24 protein-coding genes are annotated in these 19,590 nt (G+C 70.0%); 4 read left to right on the top strand and 20 right to left on the bottom strand.

The window, feature by feature from the left end; translation table 11 throughout:
* Nucleotides 1-4: 4 nt before the first annotated feature.
* Nucleotides 5-1,642 (bottom strand): type VII secretion protein EccB, encoded by a 1,638-nt coding sequence (gene eccB / locus BCF44_RS02730; protein ID WP_281283070.1) that lies wholly within the window; start codon nucleotides 1,640-1,642, stop codon nucleotides 5-7.
* 268 nt (nucleotides 1,643-1,910) lie between these two features.
* Here eccB and eccE point away from each other — a divergent pair, with 268 nt between their 5' ends.
* From eccE to BCF44_RS02715, 3 genes are read left to right on the top strand one after another with little or no spacing between them, the layout of a single operon-like run.
* A complete protein-coding gene (eccE, locus tag BCF44_RS02725; protein ID WP_342775561.1) occupies nucleotides 1,911-3,095 on the top strand; it encodes a type VII secretion protein EccE in 1,185 nt (394 codons plus the stop codon).
* On the top strand, nucleotides 3,092-3,826 hold the full coding sequence (locus tag BCF44_RS02720; protein ID WP_116172854.1) for a hypothetical protein: 735 nt from the start codon (nucleotides 3,092-3,094) through the stop codon (nucleotides 3,824-3,826). Before eccE ends, BCF44_RS02720 begins: the two co-directional genes overlap by 4 nt.
* 45 nt (nucleotides 3,827-3,871) lie before the next feature.
* Nucleotides 3,872-4,963, top strand: coding sequence for a WD40/YVTN/BNR-like repeat-containing protein (locus BCF44_RS02715; protein ID WP_116172853.1), 1,092 nt, complete (start codon nucleotides 3,872-3,874; stop codon nucleotides 4,961-4,963).
* 1 nt (nucleotide 4,964) lies between these two features.
* Here the strand turns inward: BCF44_RS02715 and truA are convergent, their stop codons facing one another.
* The 9 genes from truA to BCF44_RS02670 form a co-directional block, all read right to left on the bottom strand.
* The gene (gene truA / locus BCF44_RS02710) at nucleotides 4,965-5,816 is read right to left on the bottom strand and encodes a tRNA pseudouridine(38-40) synthase TruA (protein WP_246014787.1); all 852 of its coding nucleotides are present in this window, start codon (nucleotides 5,814-5,816) and stop codon (nucleotides 4,965-4,967) included.
* The gene (gene rplQ, locus BCF44_RS02705; protein WP_116172428.1) at nucleotides 5,813-6,355 is read right to left on the bottom strand and encodes a 50S ribosomal protein L17; all 543 of its coding nucleotides are present in this window, start codon (nucleotides 6,353-6,355) and stop codon (nucleotides 5,813-5,815) included. Before rplQ ends, truA begins: the two co-directional genes overlap by 4 nt.
* Nucleotides 6,356-6,387: 32 nt before the next feature.
* Entirely contained in the window at nucleotides 6,388-7,446 is a 1,059-nt protein-coding gene (locus BCF44_RS02700) for a DNA-directed RNA polymerase subunit alpha (RefSeq protein ID WP_116172427.1), read from the bottom strand.
* Between the two features lie 86 nt (nucleotides 7,447-7,532).
* Entirely contained in the window at nucleotides 7,533-8,138 is a 606-nt protein-coding gene (rpsD, locus tag BCF44_RS02695) for a 30S ribosomal protein S4 (protein ID WP_116172426.1), read from the bottom strand.
* Between the two features lie 23 nt (nucleotides 8,139-8,161).
* Entirely contained in the window at nucleotides 8,162-8,569 is a 408-nt protein-coding gene (rpsK, locus tag BCF44_RS02690; RefSeq protein WP_116172425.1) for a 30S ribosomal protein S11, read from the bottom strand.
* A 29-nt stretch (nucleotides 8,570-8,598) separates the two neighbouring features.
* The gene (gene rpsM, locus BCF44_RS02685) at nucleotides 8,599-8,979 is read right to left on the bottom strand and encodes a 30S ribosomal protein S13 (protein WP_116172424.1); all 381 of its coding nucleotides are present in this window, start codon (nucleotides 8,977-8,979) and stop codon (nucleotides 8,599-8,601) included.
* A gap of 223 nt (nucleotides 8,980-9,202) precedes the next feature.
* Nucleotides 9,203-9,316 carry a 50S ribosomal protein L36 gene (rpmJ, locus tag BCF44_RS02680; protein WP_022925314.1) on the bottom strand — a complete coding sequence of 38 codons (114 nt, stop codon included), beginning with the start codon at nucleotides 9,314-9,316 and terminating at the stop codon, nucleotides 9,203-9,205.
* A 160-nt stretch (nucleotides 9,317-9,476) separates the two neighbouring features.
* Nucleotides 9,477-9,698 carry a translation initiation factor IF-1 gene (gene infA / locus BCF44_RS02675; protein WP_005166804.1) on the bottom strand — a complete coding sequence of 74 codons (222 nt, stop codon included), beginning with the start codon at nucleotides 9,696-9,698 and terminating at the stop codon, nucleotides 9,477-9,479.
* 187 nt (nucleotides 9,699-9,885) lie between these two features.
* Nucleotides 9,886-10,356 (bottom strand): DUF1707 SHOCT-like domain-containing protein, encoded by a 471-nt coding sequence (locus BCF44_RS02670; RefSeq protein WP_211352853.1) that lies wholly within the window; start codon nucleotides 10,354-10,356, stop codon nucleotides 9,886-9,888.
* A gap of 78 nt (nucleotides 10,357-10,434) precedes the next feature.
* Between BCF44_RS02670 and BCF44_RS02665 the strand changes: the two genes are divergently transcribed.
* Nucleotides 10,435-13,593, top strand: a complete 3,159-nt coding sequence (locus tag BCF44_RS02665) for an AfsR/SARP family transcriptional regulator (protein ID WP_116172422.1) — start codon at nucleotides 10,435-10,437, stop codon at nucleotides 13,591-13,593.
* Here BCF44_RS02665 and map read toward each other — a convergent pair.
* From map to BCF44_RS02615, 10 genes are all read right to left on the bottom strand, one after another.
* Nucleotides 13,574-14,311: a type I methionyl aminopeptidase gene (gene map / locus BCF44_RS02660; protein ID WP_246014832.1), complete on the bottom strand. Its 738-nt coding sequence runs from the start codon at nucleotides 14,309-14,311 to the stop codon at nucleotides 13,574-13,576. The genes BCF44_RS02665 and map overlap by 20 nt on opposite strands.
* A gap of 55 nt (nucleotides 14,312-14,366) precedes the next feature.
* The gene (locus BCF44_RS02655; RefSeq protein WP_116172420.1) at nucleotides 14,367-14,918 is read right to left on the bottom strand and encodes an adenylate kinase; all 552 of its coding nucleotides are present in this window, start codon (nucleotides 14,916-14,918) and stop codon (nucleotides 14,367-14,369) included.
* The gene (secY, locus tag BCF44_RS02650; RefSeq protein ID WP_116172419.1) at nucleotides 14,918-16,234 is read right to left on the bottom strand and encodes a preprotein translocase subunit SecY; all 1,317 of its coding nucleotides are present in this window, start codon (nucleotides 16,232-16,234) and stop codon (nucleotides 14,918-14,920) included. The genes BCF44_RS02655 and secY overlap by 1 nt, the downstream gene beginning before the upstream one ends.
* 465 nt (nucleotides 16,235-16,699) lie before the next feature.
* Nucleotides 16,700-17,143, bottom strand: a complete 444-nt coding sequence (rplO, locus tag BCF44_RS02645) for a 50S ribosomal protein L15 (protein WP_116172418.1) — start codon at nucleotides 17,141-17,143, stop codon at nucleotides 16,700-16,702.
* A complete protein-coding gene (gene rpmD, locus BCF44_RS02640) occupies nucleotides 17,143-17,325 on the bottom strand; it encodes a 50S ribosomal protein L30 (protein WP_116172417.1) in 183 nt (60 codons plus the stop codon). The genes rplO and rpmD overlap by 1 nt, the downstream gene beginning before the upstream one ends.
* Before the next feature lies 1 nt (nucleotide 17,326).
* Nucleotides 17,327-17,932 (bottom strand): 30S ribosomal protein S5, encoded by a 606-nt coding sequence (gene rpsE / locus BCF44_RS02635; protein ID WP_116172416.1) that lies wholly within the window; start codon nucleotides 17,930-17,932, stop codon nucleotides 17,327-17,329.
* A 34-nt stretch (nucleotides 17,933-17,966) separates the two neighbouring features.
* Complete coding sequence (gene rplR / locus BCF44_RS02630) at nucleotides 17,967-18,368, bottom strand: 50S ribosomal protein L18 (protein WP_170217304.1); 402 nt, start codon at nucleotides 18,366-18,368, stop codon at nucleotides 17,967-17,969.
* A gap of 2 nt (nucleotides 18,369-18,370) precedes the next feature.
* Nucleotides 18,371-18,910, bottom strand: coding sequence for a 50S ribosomal protein L6 (gene rplF / locus BCF44_RS02625; RefSeq protein WP_116172414.1), 540 nt, complete (start codon nucleotides 18,908-18,910; stop codon nucleotides 18,371-18,373).
* Nucleotides 18,911-18,926: 16 nt separating this feature from the next.
* Nucleotides 18,927-19,325: a 30S ribosomal protein S8 gene (gene rpsH, locus BCF44_RS02620; RefSeq protein WP_116172413.1), complete on the bottom strand. Its 399-nt coding sequence runs from the start codon at nucleotides 19,323-19,325 to the stop codon at nucleotides 18,927-18,929.
* Between the two features lie 76 nt (nucleotides 19,326-19,401).
* A complete protein-coding gene (locus BCF44_RS02615) occupies nucleotides 19,402-19,587 on the bottom strand; it encodes a type Z 30S ribosomal protein S14 (RefSeq protein ID WP_043721535.1) in 186 nt (61 codons plus the stop codon).
* Between the last annotated feature and the right edge of the window lie 3 nt (nucleotides 19,588-19,590).

Genomic DNA, 19,590 nt, shown 5'->3' with positions numbered 1-19,590 from the left:
GCGTTCAGTTCCCGCCGGTGTTCCCGCCGGCCGGCGGCGACTGCTGGCCGCTCGGCGCGGTCGCCGGGTAGCTGCCCATGGCCACCGGCGGCTGCATCGAGTCGTACGTGCGCAGCGCGGCGCCCGGGTCGAGCGAGGAGCCCTGCGGCAGCAGCTTCACGATCGCGTCCGGCGCCGGCGGGTAGCTGGCCGGGTCGCCGAGCCCGATGCCGGCGGCCACCTGGTCCGGCGTCATGCCGCTGATCGACGAGGAGAAGCCGTAGCGCACGCCCAGGTCGGAGATCACGTAGACCGGGCCGGTCCGTTCGTCCGAGACGGATGTGCTGTCGCGGACCACGGCGGCCTGCCCGGTCGGCAGGTAGAAGTCGGTCACCTTGGTGCCGTCCGTGCTCGGCGTGCCCAGCTTGATCGGCTTCGCGTTGTTGGGCAGCAGCTGCTGGTCCGGGGTCGCGATGCGCACCGTCAGCTGCGGAACGTTGTTGGGGTAGCTCCACGCCACACACATCGTCGGGTAGTCGCCGATGGCCACCGGGTTCACCTGCTGCACCGGGAACTCGTCCAGCGCCCACGGCGTGGTGACGTCCGTGATGGCGGCCGCGTCCGACAGCGAAACGTCGTGGTTCTTGGTGCCGCCGGCCTCGACCTCGGCGGTGGCCGCGATCGGGGACACCTCGTGCTTGCCCTCGGCCACCAGCACGTAGTAGTGCGCGTTGCCGTCGACGCCGATGGTGTGCAGCACGTCACCGATCACCGCGCCGTCCGGCGCGTGGTAGTTGGTCGGCGCTGCGCCGACACCGTCGATGGTCGGCAGGCTCAGCGGGACTGTGCCGGGAACGGCGTTCAGCACCGCCGGGCTGATCGGCCGCGCGTCCTGCTCGTGCAGGCGATACGTGTTGGCGATGGTCTGCTTCAGATCCACCTGGGACTTGACCACCTTGGTGTTCTTCAGCCCGATGCTGCTGCTGAACGAGGACTTTCGGTAGACCACGTAATAGCTGTGGCCGTGATCCGGCGTCACCAGCAGCGGATGCCCGTTGTCGATCTCGTTGCCGACGTTGCCGACGCCGGCGATCACCGACGTGCTCGGCGCGCCGGAACTGGCGTCGCCGTCCTTGGGCAGCGTGTCGCAGACGTCCCAGAAGTTGCCGATGCGCTGCGCGCCAACGGGAAGCAGCTGCGGACCGTCCACAATGCCCTGCTTCTTGTCGCGGGGCATGCCCTGCAGCACGTCGTCGTCGACGACCGCCGGCGCCGCCGCGGCGGGCGAGTTCGCGGCCTGCGCGCCACCGCCGCCGCTGTTGTTGGCGAGCAGGATGAGTCGAGCGGACGTCACATTGAAGGTGGGCACCAGCCGCTTGTTGCCGTTGCTGTCCGCCAGCATCGCGTACACCGCGCCGGACTGCTTGCCGATCACCACCCCGGGCGACTCGGGCACGGAGCCGGCCGGGCTCAGCACGGCGAACAGCACGAAGCCGATGGCCGCGACCATGGCGATCAGCACACCGACCACCGCCGACCGCATGTGCGAGCCCATCGGATCGTGCATCATCACCGAGTCCTTGCGCACCAAGGCGGACTCCATCCGCCTCAGCATGAATCGATACGCCTGGACCTGGGACTTGCTCGTAGGTGTCGAAGGCATTCTCGGCTCGCAGCTCTCCCGTTCGCGGTACGGTTTCGCAGGATAGCGGGAGGCCATGCCGGCCGGGGGCGCTTCGCGACGACCCGACCGCCCGACGACCGATATCGCAGCGCACACCGAGGGGAAGATCGAGCGGATGTCCGTCACCACGCAACGCCCGGGACCGCCCGGCCAGGGCGCGCCCCAGCCGCAGGCCCAGCCGGCGCCGCCGCGACGCGTGCCGCCGGCACGTCGGCGCAAGGCCGGCGCGAGCATCGCCGGCCTGCCGGTGGCCAACCTGGTCGTGCTCGAGGTCGGCGTCGCGATCGGGCTCGGACTGCTCGCGGTGAACCGGACGCTGCTGCCGGTCGCGGGCGGCGTCGCCGGCCTGGCGCTCATCCTCACGTTCATCCGGTGGAGTGGCCGGTGGTTCACCCAGTGGGTGGGCCTGACGCTGCGCTACCTGTTCCGCTCGCACACCCGTGCCGTCGCGCCGGCCGGCCACGCGGCCGCCGCGGCGCTCGACGAGCACGGCGAGACCAAGGTCGTCGGCGCCGAGGACGACCGGGTCGCGCTGCTCCGGCTCGCGGTGCCGGACCTCGTCGTCGCGCACACCGACGACCACGAGCGCACGTCGGTCGGCATGGCCTGGCAGGACGGCGTCTGGACGGCCGTGCTGCGGGTCGAGCTGGAGGCCCAGCTCGTCGCGCCCATCGGCAAGGCGCCGAACCTGCCGCTCGGGGCGCTCGCGCCGTGCCTGGAGGACCGTGGCGTGGTGCTGGACTCGATCCGGGTGCTGTGGCACTGCTACCCCGGCAGCGCCATCCTGCCGCCGGCCTCGCCCGCGCTCTCCTCCTACATGGAGGTGGTCGGCGCGCTGCCGACGTCCGCGCGGCGCACCACGCTGGTCGCCGTCCGGCTGGACCCGCGCCGCTGCGGCGCCGCCATCCGTGAGCGCGGCGGCGGCGTCGTCGGCGCGCACCGGGCGCTCATCGGCGCGGTGTCCCGGGTGCGCAGCGCCCTGGAGGCCCGCGGCGTGCCGACCCGTCCGCTCGACACCGACGAACTGCTCGCCGCCGGCATCGCGCTCGGCGAGCTGACCGGCGGCCTCGGCGCCGAGGGCCGGGTCGGGCTCACCGAGAAGTGGGGCGGCGTGACCGCCGCCAGCATCGGCCACAGCAGCTTCTCGATCACCGGCTGGCCCAGCGGCGGTGTGGCCAACGGCCTGAACGCGTTCACCAGCATCCGCACGCTGTCCTCGACGGTCGCGCTGGCCATCTCGCCCGGCACCCAGGACGGCGAGGTCGGGCTGCGCGGGCTGGTGCGGCTGTCCGCCCGGACCCCGAGCGAGCTGTCCCGCGCCGAGAGCCAGCTGGACAAGATGACCGACAAGCTCGGCTTCGCCATGACGCCGCTGCGCGGCCTCCAGGCCGCCGCGCTGGCCGCGACGCTGCCGTTCGGAGGGTGGGCATGAGCACCAGTCAGACCCGGTCCCGCGACACCATGGGCAAGGTCGGCGGGCTCGCCCCCGAGTACCTGGCCACGCCCGAGCTGCTGGACGCCATCAGCCCGTCCGCCGAGCGCGGCGGCGCGCTGTTCGGCACCGACACGCGCAACGAGCCCGCCAGCGTCTCGCTGCTGCGGCCCGTGCCGACCCGGGTCGTCACGCTCGGCGGTCTGTACCTGGCCCGCCAGCTGGCGCTGCGGGCACTTGCCGCCGGCGCGTGGGTGATCATCGCCACCGGCCGGCAGCAGGCGTGGGCGCCGCTGCTCGCGGCCACCCAGACCGGCCCCAACGAGCGGCAGCTGCCGGTGGTGTCCGTGCGCCGGCTCTCGCCGATCGAGCTGCCCGACGGCACCGAGGAGAACCCGGTGCTGGTCGTGCACGACGGCGGCGCCACCCCCGTCGAGCTGCTGCCGCCGCGCACGCCGTGGCAGACCACCATGTACGTGCTGCCCTACCTGCACCCGCAGGCCGGCTCGATCGCCGCCAACGCCGACCTGGTGCTCATGCAGCGGCTCCAGGCCGCCCAGGCCCAGCTGGCCGCGCGGATGTGGCGGCTCGCCCCGGCCCGGGTCACCGAGGTGACGCAGCTGCGCGACGACCACGTGCTGGCGCTCGGGCAGGACCTCTGGGTGTCGATCCGGCTGGTCACCAACGAGGGCGAGAAGCAGATCCTGGGGCCGGTGCGCCGGGGAGACTGACCGGATCCGAGGCAACCCGATCGTGTGACCGACCGTCACCGGAACATGACGCTCACACGATGCACGGTCCTGGCGGTCGCCGCGGCGGCCGCCCTGCTCTCGGCGCCCGCGGTGGCCGACGCCGCCACTGTGGTGCCCGCGGGCTTCGCACCGGCGTCGACCAGCTGGCTGACCACCCAGCACGGCTACGTGCTCGGCTACGCGGGGCCGACCCCGTACCTGCTGGAGACCACCGACGGCGGCGCTCGGTGGTCCCGGCTGGCCGCGCCGCCGATCGCGCTGCCCGACAACCACAACCACGTGGCGCTGACCGTGGCCGACGCCAGGCACGCCTTCGTCTCCGACGGCACCCTCATCCAGGCCACGACCGACGGCGGCCGGCACTGGTCGGCCGTGACGCTGGCCGGCCTGGCGGCGCCGAGCTACCTCAGCAAGATCGCCATCGCCGACGGCCGGGTGCTCGCGCTGGCCAGCACCCTCGGCCGGCCCGACCACAACACCACCCAGCTCTACACGGGCGCGGTCGGGGCCAAGATCCTCCAGCCGGTGGCCGGCATGTCCATCGACGGCTCCACCACGTACGGCGACCTGGCGGTCGGCGGCGGGGTCCAGGTCTTCGTCGGCTCCGGCTACGGCAGCGGCGAGTACTGGACGTCCACCGACGCCGTGCACTTCACGGCCTCGCCGCTGCCCTGCGACGCGTCGAAGCAGACGCTGCTCGACGGCGTCCGGCAGGGCAAGGTGCTCAACCTCTGCCTCGGCGACCCGTCCGATCCCTCACCCGGCCACATGCACAAGCAGCTGGTCACCGCCGCGGCGCTGGGCGTCCGGTACCTGCCGTCCGACGCCGAGGCGCCGCTGGCCGGCATCATCCAGGGCTTCGCGTCGGCGTCCGACCAGAACGCGAGCATCGCCGCCACCGGCGGCGGGGTCGAGCTGCTGTACAGCACCACCGACGGCGGCAAGACGTGGCAGACGACCCAGCTCGACGAGGACCGGTTCGGCCTGTCCGACCTGCACTTCGTCGACTACGCCTTCGGCACGGTCGTCAGCGGCGCCCCCGACGCGTGGAACGGCTCCGCCGTCTACCGCACCACCGACTCCGGCCACTCCTGGCAGCAGCTCGCGTTCAAGTAGCTCAGCAGGCGGTGCTCACGCGCACGTTGCGGGTGATCGCGGCGCGGGCGGCCAGGTCCTGGTCCGCGGGGTAGTCGACGCGGACCAGGGTCAGGCCGTGCGCCGGCGCGACGGTGACAGAGCTGGACCGCTCGCTGGCGCGCAGCAGGGACGCGGGCCAGTCGACGGGCTTGCGGCCCTCGCCGACGGCCAGCAGCGAACCGACCAGGCTGCGGACCATGGAGTGGCAGAAGGCGTCGGCGGAGACGGCGGCGCTGAGCACAGCGTCATCGCCGCGGGTCCACTCCAGGCGCTGGAGCTCACGAATGGTGGTGGCGCCGTCCCGGCGCTTGCAGAAGGCGACGAAGTCATGCTCGCCGAGCAGCAGCCGTGACGCCTCGGACAGCGCCTCCAGCGACAGCGGACGCGGCCAGGAGAGGGTGTCGAGCCGGCGCAGCGGATCGGCGCCGAAGGGGCCGTCGGCCACGCGGTACACGTAGTGGCGACGCAGCGCGGCGAACCGCGCGTCGAACTCGTCGGGCACGCGGATCGCCCGGAAGACCCGGACATCGCCGGGCAGGATGCGGGACAGCCGCTTGGGCAGGCCGTCCACATCGGACTCGACCGGCAGGTCGACGTGCGCCACCTGCCCGCTCGCGTGCACGCCGGCGTCGGTGCGACCGGCGACGGTCAGCGTGAGCGGCCGCCGGAACACCTGGGACAGCGCGTCTTCCAGCACGCCGCACACGGTGCGGCGCTCGGGCTGGCGCGCCCAGCCGGAGAAGTCGGTGCCGTCGTAGCCGAGATCCAGCCGAACGCGGACGAGCCCGCCATCCCCGGCGGGGGTGGCGGGCTCGTCGTGGACGAGAGTCACTCGGACTTCTCGGCCTCAGCCTCGGGGGTCTCCTCGACCTCGGCGACAGCCTCGGTCTCGGCGGCCTCGTCAGCGGCAGCCTCCTCGGCGGCCGGGGTCTCGACGACCGCGGCGGCCGGGGCGGCGGCCTCGTCCTTGGCGAACTTCGTGCCCCGGGCCTTCTCGGCCTCGGTGGCGACCAGCTTGTCCGCGATCAGCTCGATCACGGCCATGGGGGCGTTGTCGCCCTTGCGGGGCATGGTCTTCACGATGCGGGTGTAGCCACCGTTGCGGTCGGCGAAGTGCGGGCCGATCTCGGCGAACAGCTTGTGCAGCACGTCCTTGTCGCGGATGGTCTTGAGGACCTCACGACGGTTGTGCAGGTCGCCGCGCTTGGCCTTGCTGATCAGCCGCTCGGCGAGCGGACGCAGCTTGCGCGCCTTGGCCTCGGTGGTCTTGATCCGCCCGTGGGTGAACAGCGCGGTGGCCAGGTTGGCCAGCAGCAGCCGCTCGTGGGCCGGAGACCCGCCAAGCCGGGCGCCCTTGGTGGGGGTCGGCATTTCCGTTGCTCCTGTGGTCTAGAACAGCTGGGTCAGAGCTGCTCAGTCTCTGCGTAGTCCTGGCCGTCGTCGTGGTGGCCGTCCGCACCCGTGTCGGACCAGCCCGCGTCGGCCGCCGGGAAGTCGGTGGCGGCGAGCGACGGGTCGAATCCGGGCGGGCTGTCCTTCAGCGCGAGGCCGAGGCCGACGAGCTTGAGCTTGACCTCGTCGATCGACTTGGCGCCGAAGTTGCGGATGTCGAGCAGGTCGGCCTCGCTGCGCGAGACCAGCTCCCCGACGGTGTGGATGCCCTCACGCTTGAGGCAGTTGTAGGACCGGACGGTGAGGTCCAGGTCCTCGATCGGCATCGCGAACGCGGCGATGGTGTCCGCCTCGGCCGGCGACGGGCCGATCTCGATGCCCTCAGCGTCGACGTTGAGCTCACGGGCCAGCCCGAAGAGCTCCACCAGCGTCTTGCCCGCGGAGGCGACGGCGTCCCGGGGCGTGATGGAGGGCTTGCTCTCCACGTCCAGGATCAGCTTGTCGAAGTCGGTGCGCTGCTCGACACGAGTGGCCTCGACCTTGTACGTCACCTTCAGCACCGGCGAGTAGATCGAGTCGACCGGGATCCGGCCGATCTCGGCGCCGGCCTGCTTGTTCTGCACCGCCGGGACGTAGCCGCGACCGCGCTCGACGACGAGCTCGATCTCCAGCTTGCCCTTGGCGTTGAGGGTGGCGATGTGCAGGTCGGGGTTGTGCACGGTGACACCGGCCGGAGGCACGATGTCGCCCGCGGTCACCGCGCCGGGACCCTGCTTGCGCAGGTACATGGTCACCGGCTCGTCCTCCTCGGAGGACACGACCAGCTCCTTGAGGTTCAGGATGATGTCGGTGACATCCTCCTTCACCCCGGGAACCGTGGTGAACTCGTGCAGCACGCCGTCGATCCGGATGCTGGTCACGGCCGCGCCCGGGATGGACGACAGCAGCGTGCGCCGGATCGAGTTGCCCAACGTGTAGCCGAACCCGGGCTCCAGCGGCTCGATGACGAACCGGGACCGGGTGTCGTTGATGGGCTCCTCGGCGAGCGTGGGTCGCTGAGAGATGAGCACTGCTTACCTTCTTTCGTACGACGCCCGCTATTTGACGTCGACCGATTCCCGGCGCGACCACCCGCAGGTGGCCGCGCCGGGAGGGATCACTTCGAGTACAGCTCGACGATCAGCTGCTCCGACACCGGCGTGTCGATCTGGGCCCGCTCGGGGAGCTGGTGCACCAGGACACGCAGGGAGGACGGAACCACCTGGAGCCAAGCCGGGATCGGACGGTCACCGAAGGTGGCCTTGGCAACCTCGAAAGGCAGCGTCGGCAGCGACTTCGGCTTCACGTCGATGATGTCCCACTTGGACACCCGGTAGCTGGGGATGTTCACCTTGTGGCCGTTCACGATGAAGTGACCGTGGCTGACCAGCTGGCGAGCCTGGCGGCGGGTGCGGGCCAGGCCGGCGCGGTAGATGACGTTGTCCAGCCGCGACTCGAGGATCTGGAGCAGGTTCTCACCGGTCTTGCCGGACTTGCGAACCGCTTCCTCGTAGTAGCGGCGGAACTGACGCTCCAGCACGCCGTAGGTGTAGCGAGCCTTCTGCTTCTCCTGCATCTGCAGGAGGTACTCGGACTCCTTGATGCGGCCGCGGCCGTGCTGGCCGGGCGGGTACGGACGGCGCTCGAAAGCCTGGTCGCCGCCGACGAGGTCAACCTTGAGACGACGCGAGATGCGCGTCGCGGGGCCGGTGTAACGAGCCATCTGTGCTTACTCCTCCCCGTGCCCTAGACCCGGCGCCGCTTGGGCGGGCGGCAGCCGTTGTGGGGCTGCGGGGTCACGTCCTGGATGGTTCCGACCTCGAGGCCCGCCGCCTGCAGCGACCGGATCGCGGTCTCCCGGCCGGAGCCGGGGCCCTTCACGAACACGTCGACCTTGCGCATGCCGTGCTCGGCCGCCTTGCGGGCGGCGTTCTCGGCGGCCATCTGCGCGGCGAACGGCGTGGACTTGCGGGAGCCCTTGAAGCCGACGTGGCCGGCCGAGGCCCACGCGATGACGGCGCCCGTCGGGTCCGTGATGGAGACGATCGTGTTGTTGAACGTGCTCTTGATGTGGGCGTGCCCGTGCGAGACGTTCTTCTTCTCCTTGCGGCGGATCTTCTTGACCCCCGCGCCGGAGCGAGTCTTGGGTGGCATTTCTGGTGAGATCTCCTAGCTAGCGGGGGTTACTTCTTACCGGCCTTCTTCTTGCCGGCCACCGTCTTCTTCGGGCCCTTGCGGGTGCGGGCGTTGGTCTTCGTCCGCTGACCGCGCACGGGGAGCCCACGACGGTGCCGAAGCCCCTCGTAGCAGCCGATCTCCATCTTGCGACGGATGTCGGCGGCAACCTCGCGGCGGAGGTCACCCTCGACCTTGTAGTTCGCCTCGATGTGCTCACGCAGCTTGGCGAGGTCGTCGTCGCCCAGGTCCTTGGCCCGCAGGTCCGGGCTGATGCCCGTCGCGGCCAGGAGCTCCTTCGAGCGAGTCCGGCCAATGCCGAAGATGTAGGTCAGCGCGATCTCCATCCGCTTCTCGCGGGGGAGGTCGACGCCAGCGAGTCGTGCCATGCGGCGTACTGCTCCTCACTTGTTCGTCACTCCAGGTCTGCTCCTCGTCCGTTCTGGGACCGACTCGCTGTGCCGGTACGCCCGCTCGCGCGGGCGTTGTCCCAGCCCCGGCCTGGAGTCCGGGGGTGAGCCGGGTGCTGTGCGCGCCCGGCAGGGTCGAGGAGGTGTGTGTACTTGTGGTCGCGTCCACTTGGCGGATCGACGACAAGCACGAGGCCGGTGATCAGCCCTGGCGCTGCTTGTGGCGCAGGTTGTCGCAGATCACCATGACCCGGCCGTGACGGCGGATCACCTTGCACTTGTCGCAGATCTTCTTGACGCTCGGCTGGACCTTCACGGTCGTGCACTCCTGCGTTGCGTGGTGTACGGGGTCCGGAATCCGGTCCCCGGAGTGGGGGTCCGGGGGCTTGCCCCCGGCGTGGGGGCCTGGGGGCCGGGCCCCCAGAAAGCACCGATAGGGGTGCTCCGGCGAAGCATGCGGCCCCACATCCCTACCCTCACTTGTAGCGGTAGACGATTCGGCCGCGGGACAGGTCGTAGGGCGACAGCTCCACGACAACCCGGTCCTCCGGCAGGATACGGATGTAGTGCTGCCGCATCTTGCCGCTGATGTGCGCGAGAACCTTGTGGCCGTTCTCCAACTCGACTCGGAACATCGCGTTGGGAAGTGGCTCGACCACGCGGCCCTCGACCTCGATGGCCCCGTCCTTCTTGCCCATGTCCTCCGCGTTTCGTGACGGTGGTATGACTGGTGTGCGGCCCGCGCGACACCCCGACTCCGATGCCCACCGAGTTCACGAACGCGGCGACGTGCAGGTCACCGCAGGCACGACGGAATCGACGCGACGAGTGCGCCGTCGGTCAAGTGTACGACCGCGGCCGTCGTAGCCCAAATCGAGACGCAGGTCACGCCCTGTTGTCGCGGCCGAGGCCGAGGATGTAGCCCGCGAGCAGGAGCGCTCCCCAGGGGCCCGCCACCCAGATCCACCAGGGGTAGACCACGTGCGCCGTGATCGACACGATGCCCCAGATCACGAAGTTGACCAGGCTCGCCGCGAACCAGGCGCCGGTCGCGACCCGCATCACCTCGGACCCCCCGCTGCGCCGCCGCGCAACCTCCGCCGTCGGCCGGCCGGCCGGCGGCTCCGGCGCGCGCTCCGCGCTCGACCACGGCACCGGCTGGCGCACGTCCGGCAGGTCCGCCGTGACCGCCGCCAGGTCGCCGAAGGTGCGGGCCTCCCACACCTGGCGCGTCCGCTCGTCGAACTCGTCGAGGTCGAGACGGCCCTCGGCGTGCGCCTTCTTCAGCTGGCCGGCCACCAGCCCGCGGTCCGCGTCCGACACCCGCCGGGCCTCCGGCGGCACTGGCTGCTCCACACGTCCATCCTGCCAGGCCCCAACGTCCGATAACAGTGTTACGGCTGGCCTGTCGCCCCCACCCGGCACAATCGCCGCGTGGAGTTTCGTCTGCTCGGGCCGCTGCAGGTCGTCCGTGACAACGCCGAGGTCCCCGTCAACGCCGCGAAGCAGCGGGTCCTGCTCGCCGCGCTGGCCCTGCACGCCGGTCGCCTCCTGCCCGCCGACGAGCTCATCGACCGGATCTGGGGCCCCACCCCGCCCGCCGGCGCCCGCAACACCCTGCGCACCTATGTCATGCGCCTGCGCAAGGCACTCGGCGACGCCTCCGTCATCGAAACCATGCTCGACGGCTACCGCCTCACCGGTGACACCGACGTCCAGCGCTTCAACTCCTTGATCGCCGACTCCCCCGATCTCACTCGCCTGGACGAGGCCCTGGCCCTGTGGCGGGGCGCCCCAGCCGACGGTCTGCTCCCCGCCGAGGTGCAAACGCTTGCGGACCGCCGTCTGGAGGCCCTGATCCGTCGCTGCGAGTTGGCCGTTGAGCAGGGCCGTCACGACGAGGCCGTTCCCGCCCTCCGCGACCTCGTCGCCCAGCACCCCCTCCGCGAAAACCTCTGGGCCCTGCTCATGCGCGCCCTCCACGCCGCCGGCCGCCGAGCCGAGGCGCTGACGGCGTATGACGAAGCCCGGGCGATCCTGAGCGATCAACTCGGCATCGACCCGGGCAGTCTGCTGCAATCGCTGCGCGCGGAGCTCGCAGGTGGCGTCAATCCTGCTGAGCCCCCGACGCCGCGGCCACGGCCGGTGTTCCAGCTTCCGCCGGCAGTCGGGAACTTCGTCGGCCGGGCGCCGGAACTCGACCGGATCAGGACGGCGCTCATGCCTGGTCCGGCGATGCGCATCATGACCATCTCGGGGCCGCCCGGCGTCGGCAAGACGGCGCTGGCCGTCCGAGCGGCTCACATGCTGCGGGACCAGTTCCCGGACGGTCAGCTGTTCATCAACCTGCGGGGCCATGCGCAGAGCAGTCCGGTGCGTGCGGTGGACGCGCTCGCCCGATTCCTGCGCGCCCTCGGCGTCAAACCGGAGGACATCCCGATCGACGAGGACGAGCTCACGGCCCGCTACCGGACCGAACTCGCCGACCGGCGAGTTCTGGTCGTGCTCGACAACGCGGTGTCGCTGCACCAGGTGCAGCGGCTGTTCCCCGGCTCGGCCGGCTGCGCGGTGGTCATCACCAGCCGGAATCAACTTCGATCACTGGTGGCCAGCCACGGCGCGGCCATTCTGCTGCTCAACGTGTTCACGGCCACCGAGTCGGCCGAGCTCATCGAGCGGTCGCTGGGTCCGCAGACCGAGCGACTGTCGGCGACGCTCGGTCAGCTGTGTTCCCATCTACCGCTCGCGCTGCGCCTCGCGATCGCAAACATGGCCAACATGACCGCGCGGGAGATCGAGAGTTACCTCGCCGAGCTCATGCGCGGACGTCAGCTGACGTCGTTGGACATTGCCGATGACCACGCTCTGGCCCTGCGTACCACCTTCGACCTCTCGTACCAGGTGCTCACGCCGGCGGCGCAGCGCCTCTTCCGCCTGCTCGCCGCCGTGCCCGGACCGGACTTCACGGCGGATGCCGCCGCTGCGCTCGTCGAGGTCGACGCCGCCGAAGCACATCGGCTACTCGCCGAGCTACAGGTCGCGAGCCTGACGCAGAGCGCCGCTGGTGGACGCTGGCAGCTGCACGACCTACTCAAGTTGTACGCCCAAGAACTGCTCGTCGACGCGGCCGAGGCCGAGGCGGCCAGGCTCCGGCTCCTCGCCTGGTACCTGCATTCGGCCGACGCTGCCGTCGCGCAGTTGACGCCGCACATGGTTCGTGGCGCGCTGGAGCCGCTGCCCGACGGCGTCACCGTGCCCGCGTTGCCGGACGCGAGGACAGCGCTCCACTGGCTCGGAGCCGAGCACCAGAACCTGGTGGCGGCCGCCGTTCACGCCGATGAGAACGGTCCTCGCGAGTTCTGCTGGCAGCTCGCCAACGCGCTACGCGGCTACCTGCGCAGTCGCGGGCATCGTGTCGACTGGCTCACGCTCAGCGAGGCAGGCATGCGGGCCGCGGTCGCCGCGGGCAACACGGTGGCCCAGGCGGTCATGCACAACTGCCTCGGCACGATCTACGAGATCACCGACAACGACCGGTCGATCCATCACTTCACCCAGGCGCTGGCTGTCGGCGGCGACGACATCGAGCCCGACCTGCGGGCGGCTGCGCTGAACAACCTCGGCACCCAGTACAAGGAGATCGGCCGACTCGACGATTCCATCGCCCATTACGAACGGGCGCTCGCCATCGCCACCCAGTTCTGCACCCCGACCGTCGTGGCGATCGTCGTCGGCGGCCTCGGCACCGCCCTGCTCATGGCCGGCCGGCTCACCGCCGCGCGGGAACAGTTCGAACGGGCGGCGCAGGACTGCTTCGCGTTGAAGCTAAACGAATCGTCCGGGATCCAGGTGGGGAACCTCGCCATCACGGCGCTCGAGATGGGCGACACCGGAACCTGCCTCGATCACGCCGCCACCGCTCACGAGATCTTCGAGCGGCACGAGTACGGCTACGGCCTCGCCGGCGTCTTCACGGTCATCGCCAGCGCGAGGTACGAGCTCGGTGACCTCGCCGAGGCGGCGGCGGCCGCCGAGAACGCCGTGGAGCTCGCCCGCTCGGCCAACGCCGACCGCTATGAGAGCGATGCCCTAGCGGTGCTGTCGACGATCTCGACCAGGCGGGGCAATGTGCCGGCGGCGCTGGACCAAGGCCGGCACGCCCTGAAAATCGCAGTGGACATCAGGCAGGCCCGAGCGGAGATCGAGGCGTGTCTGGCGCTTGCTCAGGCCCATCAGGCCGACGGCGATCTGCCAGCGGCGCAGGAGCACGCCCGACGCGCCCTCAGGACGACCAATCAGGCCGGCATCGGCCAACGCGAGGCGCGCTGTCACACGGTGCTCGCCATGACGCTCGTCGAACATAACGGGTCCCCCGAGGCAGCCGTTCATGCCGAACAGGCCGTACGCATCGCACGGGCCCATGGCCAACCCATCGACGAGGGGCGGGCGCTGATCGTGCTGGCGAAGGCTTATGCGGACCACCGAAGTGCGGACTGCCTCCGGCAAGCCGAGACGGTTCTCGACCGCATCGCCCACCCGGGTGCGGCCGAGGCGCGCGAGCTACTGACCGGAATCAGTCCTCGGGGGCGGTGAGGATCCAGGGGCCGTCGTCGGTGATGGCGACGGAGTGCTCCCAGTGCGCGGCGCGGGTGCCGTCTGCGGTGATGACGGTCCAGCCGTCGTCGAGCTCGGTGGTCTGGTCGGTGCCCAGGGTCAGCATCGGCTCGATGGCGATGGCCATGCCGGCCTTCAGGCGGGGGCCCTTGCCGGGCTTGCCGAAGTTGGGCAGGAACGGCTCCATGTGCATTTGGGTGCCGATACCGTGGCCGCCGTAGTCGGTAACGATGCCGTACTCGACGCCGTCGGCCTCGTCGGAGCGCAGCACCGAGCCCTCGATGGCGAAGGAGATGTCGGTGAGGCGGGCCCCGACGACCGCGGCCTCGATGCCGGCGTGCATGGAGGCCCGGGTGGCCTCGGAGAGCTTGCGATCGGCCTCGGTCGACGGTCCGATGAGGACGGTCACGGCCGCGTCGCCGTGCCAGCCGTCGAGGATGGCCCCGCAGTCGATGGAGATCAGGTCTCCGTCGGCCAGCACCTGAGTGCGGCTCGGGATGCCGTGCACGACCTGCTCGTTGACGGACGCGCAGATGGACGCGGGAAAGCCGTGGTAGCCCTTGAAGGACGGCACGGCCCCGGCGTCGCGAATGGTCTGCTCGGCCAGCTCGTCCAGCTCGGCGGTGCTGACGCCGGCGGCGGCCCGCGCGGCCATCAGGGCCAGGGAGCGGGCGACCACGATTCCGGCCGCCCGCATCGCCTCCAGCTCACCGCGCGTCTTGATCTCGATACCGCGACCTCGCTTGAGCAACTCAGGCTCCCGCGCGCAGCGCCTTGAGCGCCCGCTCGGTGATCTCGCTGACCTCGCCGACGGCGTCGACGGTGACCAGGATGTCCGCGTAGTAGTCCAGCAGCGGCCGGGTGGCCGACCGGTAGACCTCCTGGCGGTGCCGCACGACCTCCTCGGTGTCGTCGGCCCGGCCCCGCGCCAGCAGCCGACCCACCACGACGTCCTCGGGCACGTCCAGCTCGAGCACGGCATCCAGCGACTCGCCGTTGTCGGCCAGGATCCCGGCCAGCACGTCGGCCTGCGCGGTGTTGCGCGGGAAGCCGTCGAGCAGGAAGCCGGCCTGCGCGTCGCCCTGGGCCAGCCGGTCCTTGACCATCGCGTTGGTCACGGAGTCGGGCACCAGGGCGCCGGTGTCCAGGTACTTCTTGGCCTCCAGCCCGAGCTCGGTCTCCTCGGCGATGTTGGCCCGGAAGAGATCCCCGGTGGAGATGTGCGGGACTCCGAGCTTCTCGCTGAGCACGGTGGCCTGTGTACCCTTGCCCGCGCCTGGCGGGCCGACGAGGACGAGTCTCACTAGCGCAGGAACCCTTCGTAGTTGCGCTGCATGAGCTGGCTCTCGATCTGCTTGATCGTGTCGAGACCGACGCCAACCATGATCAGCACTGCGGTGCCGCCGAACGGGAAGTTGTTGTTCGAGCCCGTCGAACTGGTGCCGGTGATGCTGATGAAGAAGCTCGGCAGCACGGCGATCACGCCCAGGTAGAGCGAGCCGGGCAGCGTGATCCGGTTCAGCACGTACGTGAGGTACTCCGACGTCGGCCGGCCCGGGCGGATGCCCGGGATGAAGCCGCCGAACTTGCGCATCTCGTCGGCGCGCTCATCGGGGTTGAACGTGATCGCCACGTAGAAGTACGTGAAGAAGATGATCAAACCGAAGTAGAGCGCGATGTGGCCGGCGCTGGCCGGGTCCACGATGTAGCTCTGGATCCACTGCTGCCAGCTGCCGCTGCCACCGGTGTTGGTGGTCAGCGAGATGATCAGCTGCGGCAGGTAGAGCAGCGACGAGGCGAAGATGACCGGGATGACGCCCGCCTGGTTGACCTTCAGCGGCAGGTACGTCGAGGTGCCGCCGTACATCCGGCGGCCGATCATGCGCTTGGCGTACTGCACCGGGATCCGGCGCTGGGCCTGCTCCAGGAAGATGACGAAGCCGATGATCAGCAGGCCGAACAGGCACACCGCGGTGAAGACGAGGCCGCCGCTCTGCTGGAGGATGACCTGGCCCTCGTTCGGGATGCGGGCCGCGATCGAGGTGAACATCAGGATGGACATGCCGTTGCCGATGCCGCGCTCGGTGATCAGCTCGCCGAACCACATGATGATCGCGGTGCCCGCGGTCATGGTGATGACGATCACGCTCAGCGTGAACAGGTCCTGGTTCGGGATCGGCTGCACGGAGCAGTTGGTGAACAGCTGACCCCGGGTGGCCAGGGCCACGATGCCGGTGGACTGGAGGATCGCCAGCGCCACCGTCAGGTACCGGGTGTACTGCGTCAGCTTGTTCTGGCCGGACTGGCCTTCCTTCTTCAGCTGCTCGAAGCGGGGGATCACCACCGTCAGCAGCTGGATGATGATGCTCGCCGTGATGTACGGGAGGATGCCCAGCGAGAACACCGACAGCTGCAGCAGAGCGCCACCGCTGAACAGGCTGATCAGGCCGAAGACCCCGTCCTGGGACACGGTCGAGATGCACTGCTGGACGTTCGCGAAGTTCACGCCCGGGGAAGGCACCTGCGAGCCCAGCCGATACAGCGCCATGATCCCCAGAGTGAAAAGGATCTTGCGGCGCAAGTCCGGCGTCGCGAGAGCCGAGCGGAAGGCGCCAAGCACGCGTGACCTCCTCGGCGTCACCGGTCATCCGACCGGTGAACGGCTTGTCCGACCTCAGTGGGCCGGCTGACGACCTGGCAGCAAGCCAGGAACGCTTCGCGCCCTTATGGCCCGAAGCGTGCTCACGACTCTAACAGGCCCGACCGCGTGTACGGACCCCACCAGGGCGAGAAACCCAGGGTGATCGCGGGACACCGCCGGGCGACGGGTCCCGAACCGGGCATAACACCAGCTGGACGGCGCCGAACGGCAGACAGATGAGGGCCGAATCTGGCCGAAACGCGGGTCCGCGCCGATGCCTGGACCGCGGGCTCAGCGTGATCGAGTCTTTCCATCGATCACGCTGAGCCAAGGGAAGGCATCGGCCTAGCGGCGGACCCGCCCCGCCAGGAACTGGCGGCAAGAACACGAAACGGCCGGCTGAGGGGAGACCCAGCCGGCCGTTTCGAGGTACTACCTGTCAGTTCACAGCGTGGTGACGGTGCCACCCGCGGCGGTGATCTTCTCCACCGCGCTGCCGGAGAACTTGTGCGCGGTGACCTCCAGCTTGACGCCGGCGATGTCACCGTCGCCCAGCACCTTGACCAGCTCGTTCTTGCGAACGGCGCCCGCGGCCACCAGGGCGGCCACGTCGACGGCGCCGCCCTGCGGGAACAGGCGGGCCAGGTCGGCGACGTTCACGACCTGGTACTCGGTGCGGAACGGGTTGCGGAAGCCCTTGAGCTTCGGCAGCCGCATGTGCAGCGGGAGGTTGCCACCCTCGAAGCGAGCCGGCACGTTCTTGCGTGCGCCGGTGCCCTTGGTGCCGCGACCCGCGGTCTTGCCCTTGGAACCCTCACCGCGGCCGACCCGGGTCTTCGCCGTCTTGGCGCCGGGGGCCGGGCGGAGGTGGTGGATCTTGATGGTCATCAGTTGACCTCCTCCACAACCACCAGGTGGCGCACCGTGTGGATCAGGCCCCGGTTGACGGGGTTGTCCTCACGCACGACCGACTGGCGGATCTTGCGCAGACCCAGCGTCCGCAACGACTCGCGGTGGTTCTGCTTGGTACCGATGCTGCTCTTGACCTGCGTCACCTTGAGCTGGGCCATGTCACACCTGCCCCGCGCGAGCGCGCAGCATGCCGGCCGGAGCGACGTCCTCCAGCGGCAGGCCACGACGGGCCGCGACCTCTTCGGGGCGCTGAAGGCCCTTCAGGGCGGCCACGGTGGCGTGCACGATGTTGATGGCGTTGTCGCTGCCCAGCGACTTGCTCAGCACGTCGTGCACACCGGCGCACTCCAGGACGGCGCGCACCGGGCCACCGGCGATGACGCCGGTACCGGCGCTGGCCGGGCGCAGCAGCACCACGCCGGCGGCCTTCTCGCCCTGGATCGGGTGCGGGATGGTGCCGCCGATGCGAGGCACGCGGAAGAAGTTCTTCTTCGCCTCCTCGACACCCTTGGCGATGGCGGCCGGAACTTCCTTGGCCTTGCCGTAGCCGACGCCGACCATGCCGTCGCCGTCGCCCACGATCACCAGCGCGGTGAAGCTGAACCGACGACCACCCTTGACGACCTTCGCCACCCGGTTGATGGCGACGACGCGCTCGAGGTGCGGGGTCTTCTCCTGGGCCGCCCCGCCGCGGCCACCGTCACGACGGTCGCGGCGCTCTCCGCGCTCGCCACCGCCGCCTTCGCGACGCGTGCGTCCCGGCATCAGACGGCCCTCTCAATTCCAGTGATGTGCATGTTCAGAACTCCAGCCCCGCCTCGCGGGCGGCGTCCGCCAGCGCGGCGATCCGGCCGTGGTAGTCGTAACCGCCGCGGTCGAAGACGACCTTGTCGATGCCGGCTTCCTTGGCGCGGGCCGCGACCAGCTGGCCCACCTTGACGGCGCGGGCCTTCTTGTCGCCGTCCAGCGCGCGCACGTCCGCCTCCAGGCTGGAGGCCGACGCCAGCGTGTGGCCGGCGAGGTCGTCGATGACCTGCACGGTGATGTGCCGCGAGGACCGGTTGACGACCATGCGCGGACGCTCGGGCGTGCCGCTGATCTTCTTGCGAAGCCGGAAGTGACGACGGGCCCGCGAGACACGACGCCGGGTCGACACGTCCTTGCCGACCGGCTTCCTCTTGGTAGCAGTGGACTCAGCCATGATCACTTACCCGTCTTCCCGACCTTGCGGCGGATCTTCTCGCCCGCGTACCGCACGCCCTTGCCCTTGTACGGGTCGGGCTTGCGCAGCTTGCGGATGTTGGCGGCGACCTCGCCGACCAACTGCTTGTCGATGCCCTGGACGGAGAACTTGGTCGGGGTCTCCACCACGAAGGTGATGCCCTGCGGCGCCTTCACCGGGACCGCGTGGCTGTAGCCGAGCGCGAACTCGAGGTCGGAACCCTTGAGCTGCACGCGGTAGCCGACGCCGGTGATCTCCATCTTCTTCTCGTAGCCCTGCGTCACGCCGATGATCAGGTTGTTGATCAGCGTGCGGGACAGGCCGTGCAGCGAGCGCGAGAGGCGCTCGTCGTCGGGCCGGGTCACCTGCAGCGTGCCGTCCTCGGCCCGCTCCACGGCGATCGGCTCGGCCACGGTGTGCGAGAGGGCGCCCTTCGGGCCCTTCACGTTCACCACCTGGCCGTCGATGTTCACGTCGACCCCGGAGGGGACGGTGATGGGCAGCCTTCCAATGCGCGACATCGTCAGTCCCCCTTCCTCACCACACGTAGGCGAGGACTTCCCCGCCCACACCCTGCTTGCCCGCCTGCCGGTCGGTCACCAGACCGCCGGAGGTGGAGATGATGGCGACACCCAGCCCACCGAGCACCTTGGGCAGGTTGGTCGACTTCGCGTAGACCCGCAGACCCGGCTTGGACACGCGCCGGACGCCGGCGATGCTCCGCTCCCGGTTCGGGCCGTACTTCAGCTCGACGACGAGGTTCTTGCCCTTGTCGCCCTGCTGGTCGCGGTAGCCGGCGATGTAGCCCTCGCGCTTGAGGATCTCGGCGATGTTCGCCTTGAGCTTCGAGTGCGGCATCACGACCTCGTCGTGGTATGCCGAGTTTGCGTTCCGCAGACGCGTCAACATGTCTGCGATCGGGTCGGTCATCGTCATGGGTGACCTGTCAACCTTTCTCGCCCTGGTTCCCTCGGGCCTGGGGCGAAGTGGGGGTGGTGCGGGGTCTAACGACTTACCAGCTGGACTTGTGCACGCCGGGCAGCTCGCCGCGGTGCGCCATCTGGCGCAGGCAGATCCGGCACAGGCCGAACTTGCGGAACACGGCGTGCGGACGGCCGCACTTCTGGCAGCGGGTGTAGGCCCGGACGGCGAACTTCTGCTTGCCGGCCGCCTTGTTGATCAGCGCCTTCTTCGCCATCGG

The organism is Kutzneria buriramensis (assembly GCF_003387475.1).
Classification (GTDB): domain Bacteria; phylum Actinomycetota; class Actinomycetes; order Mycobacteriales; family Pseudonocardiaceae; genus Kutzneria; species Kutzneria buriramensis.
This window is presented reverse-complemented; position numbering and strand designations above follow the sequence as displayed.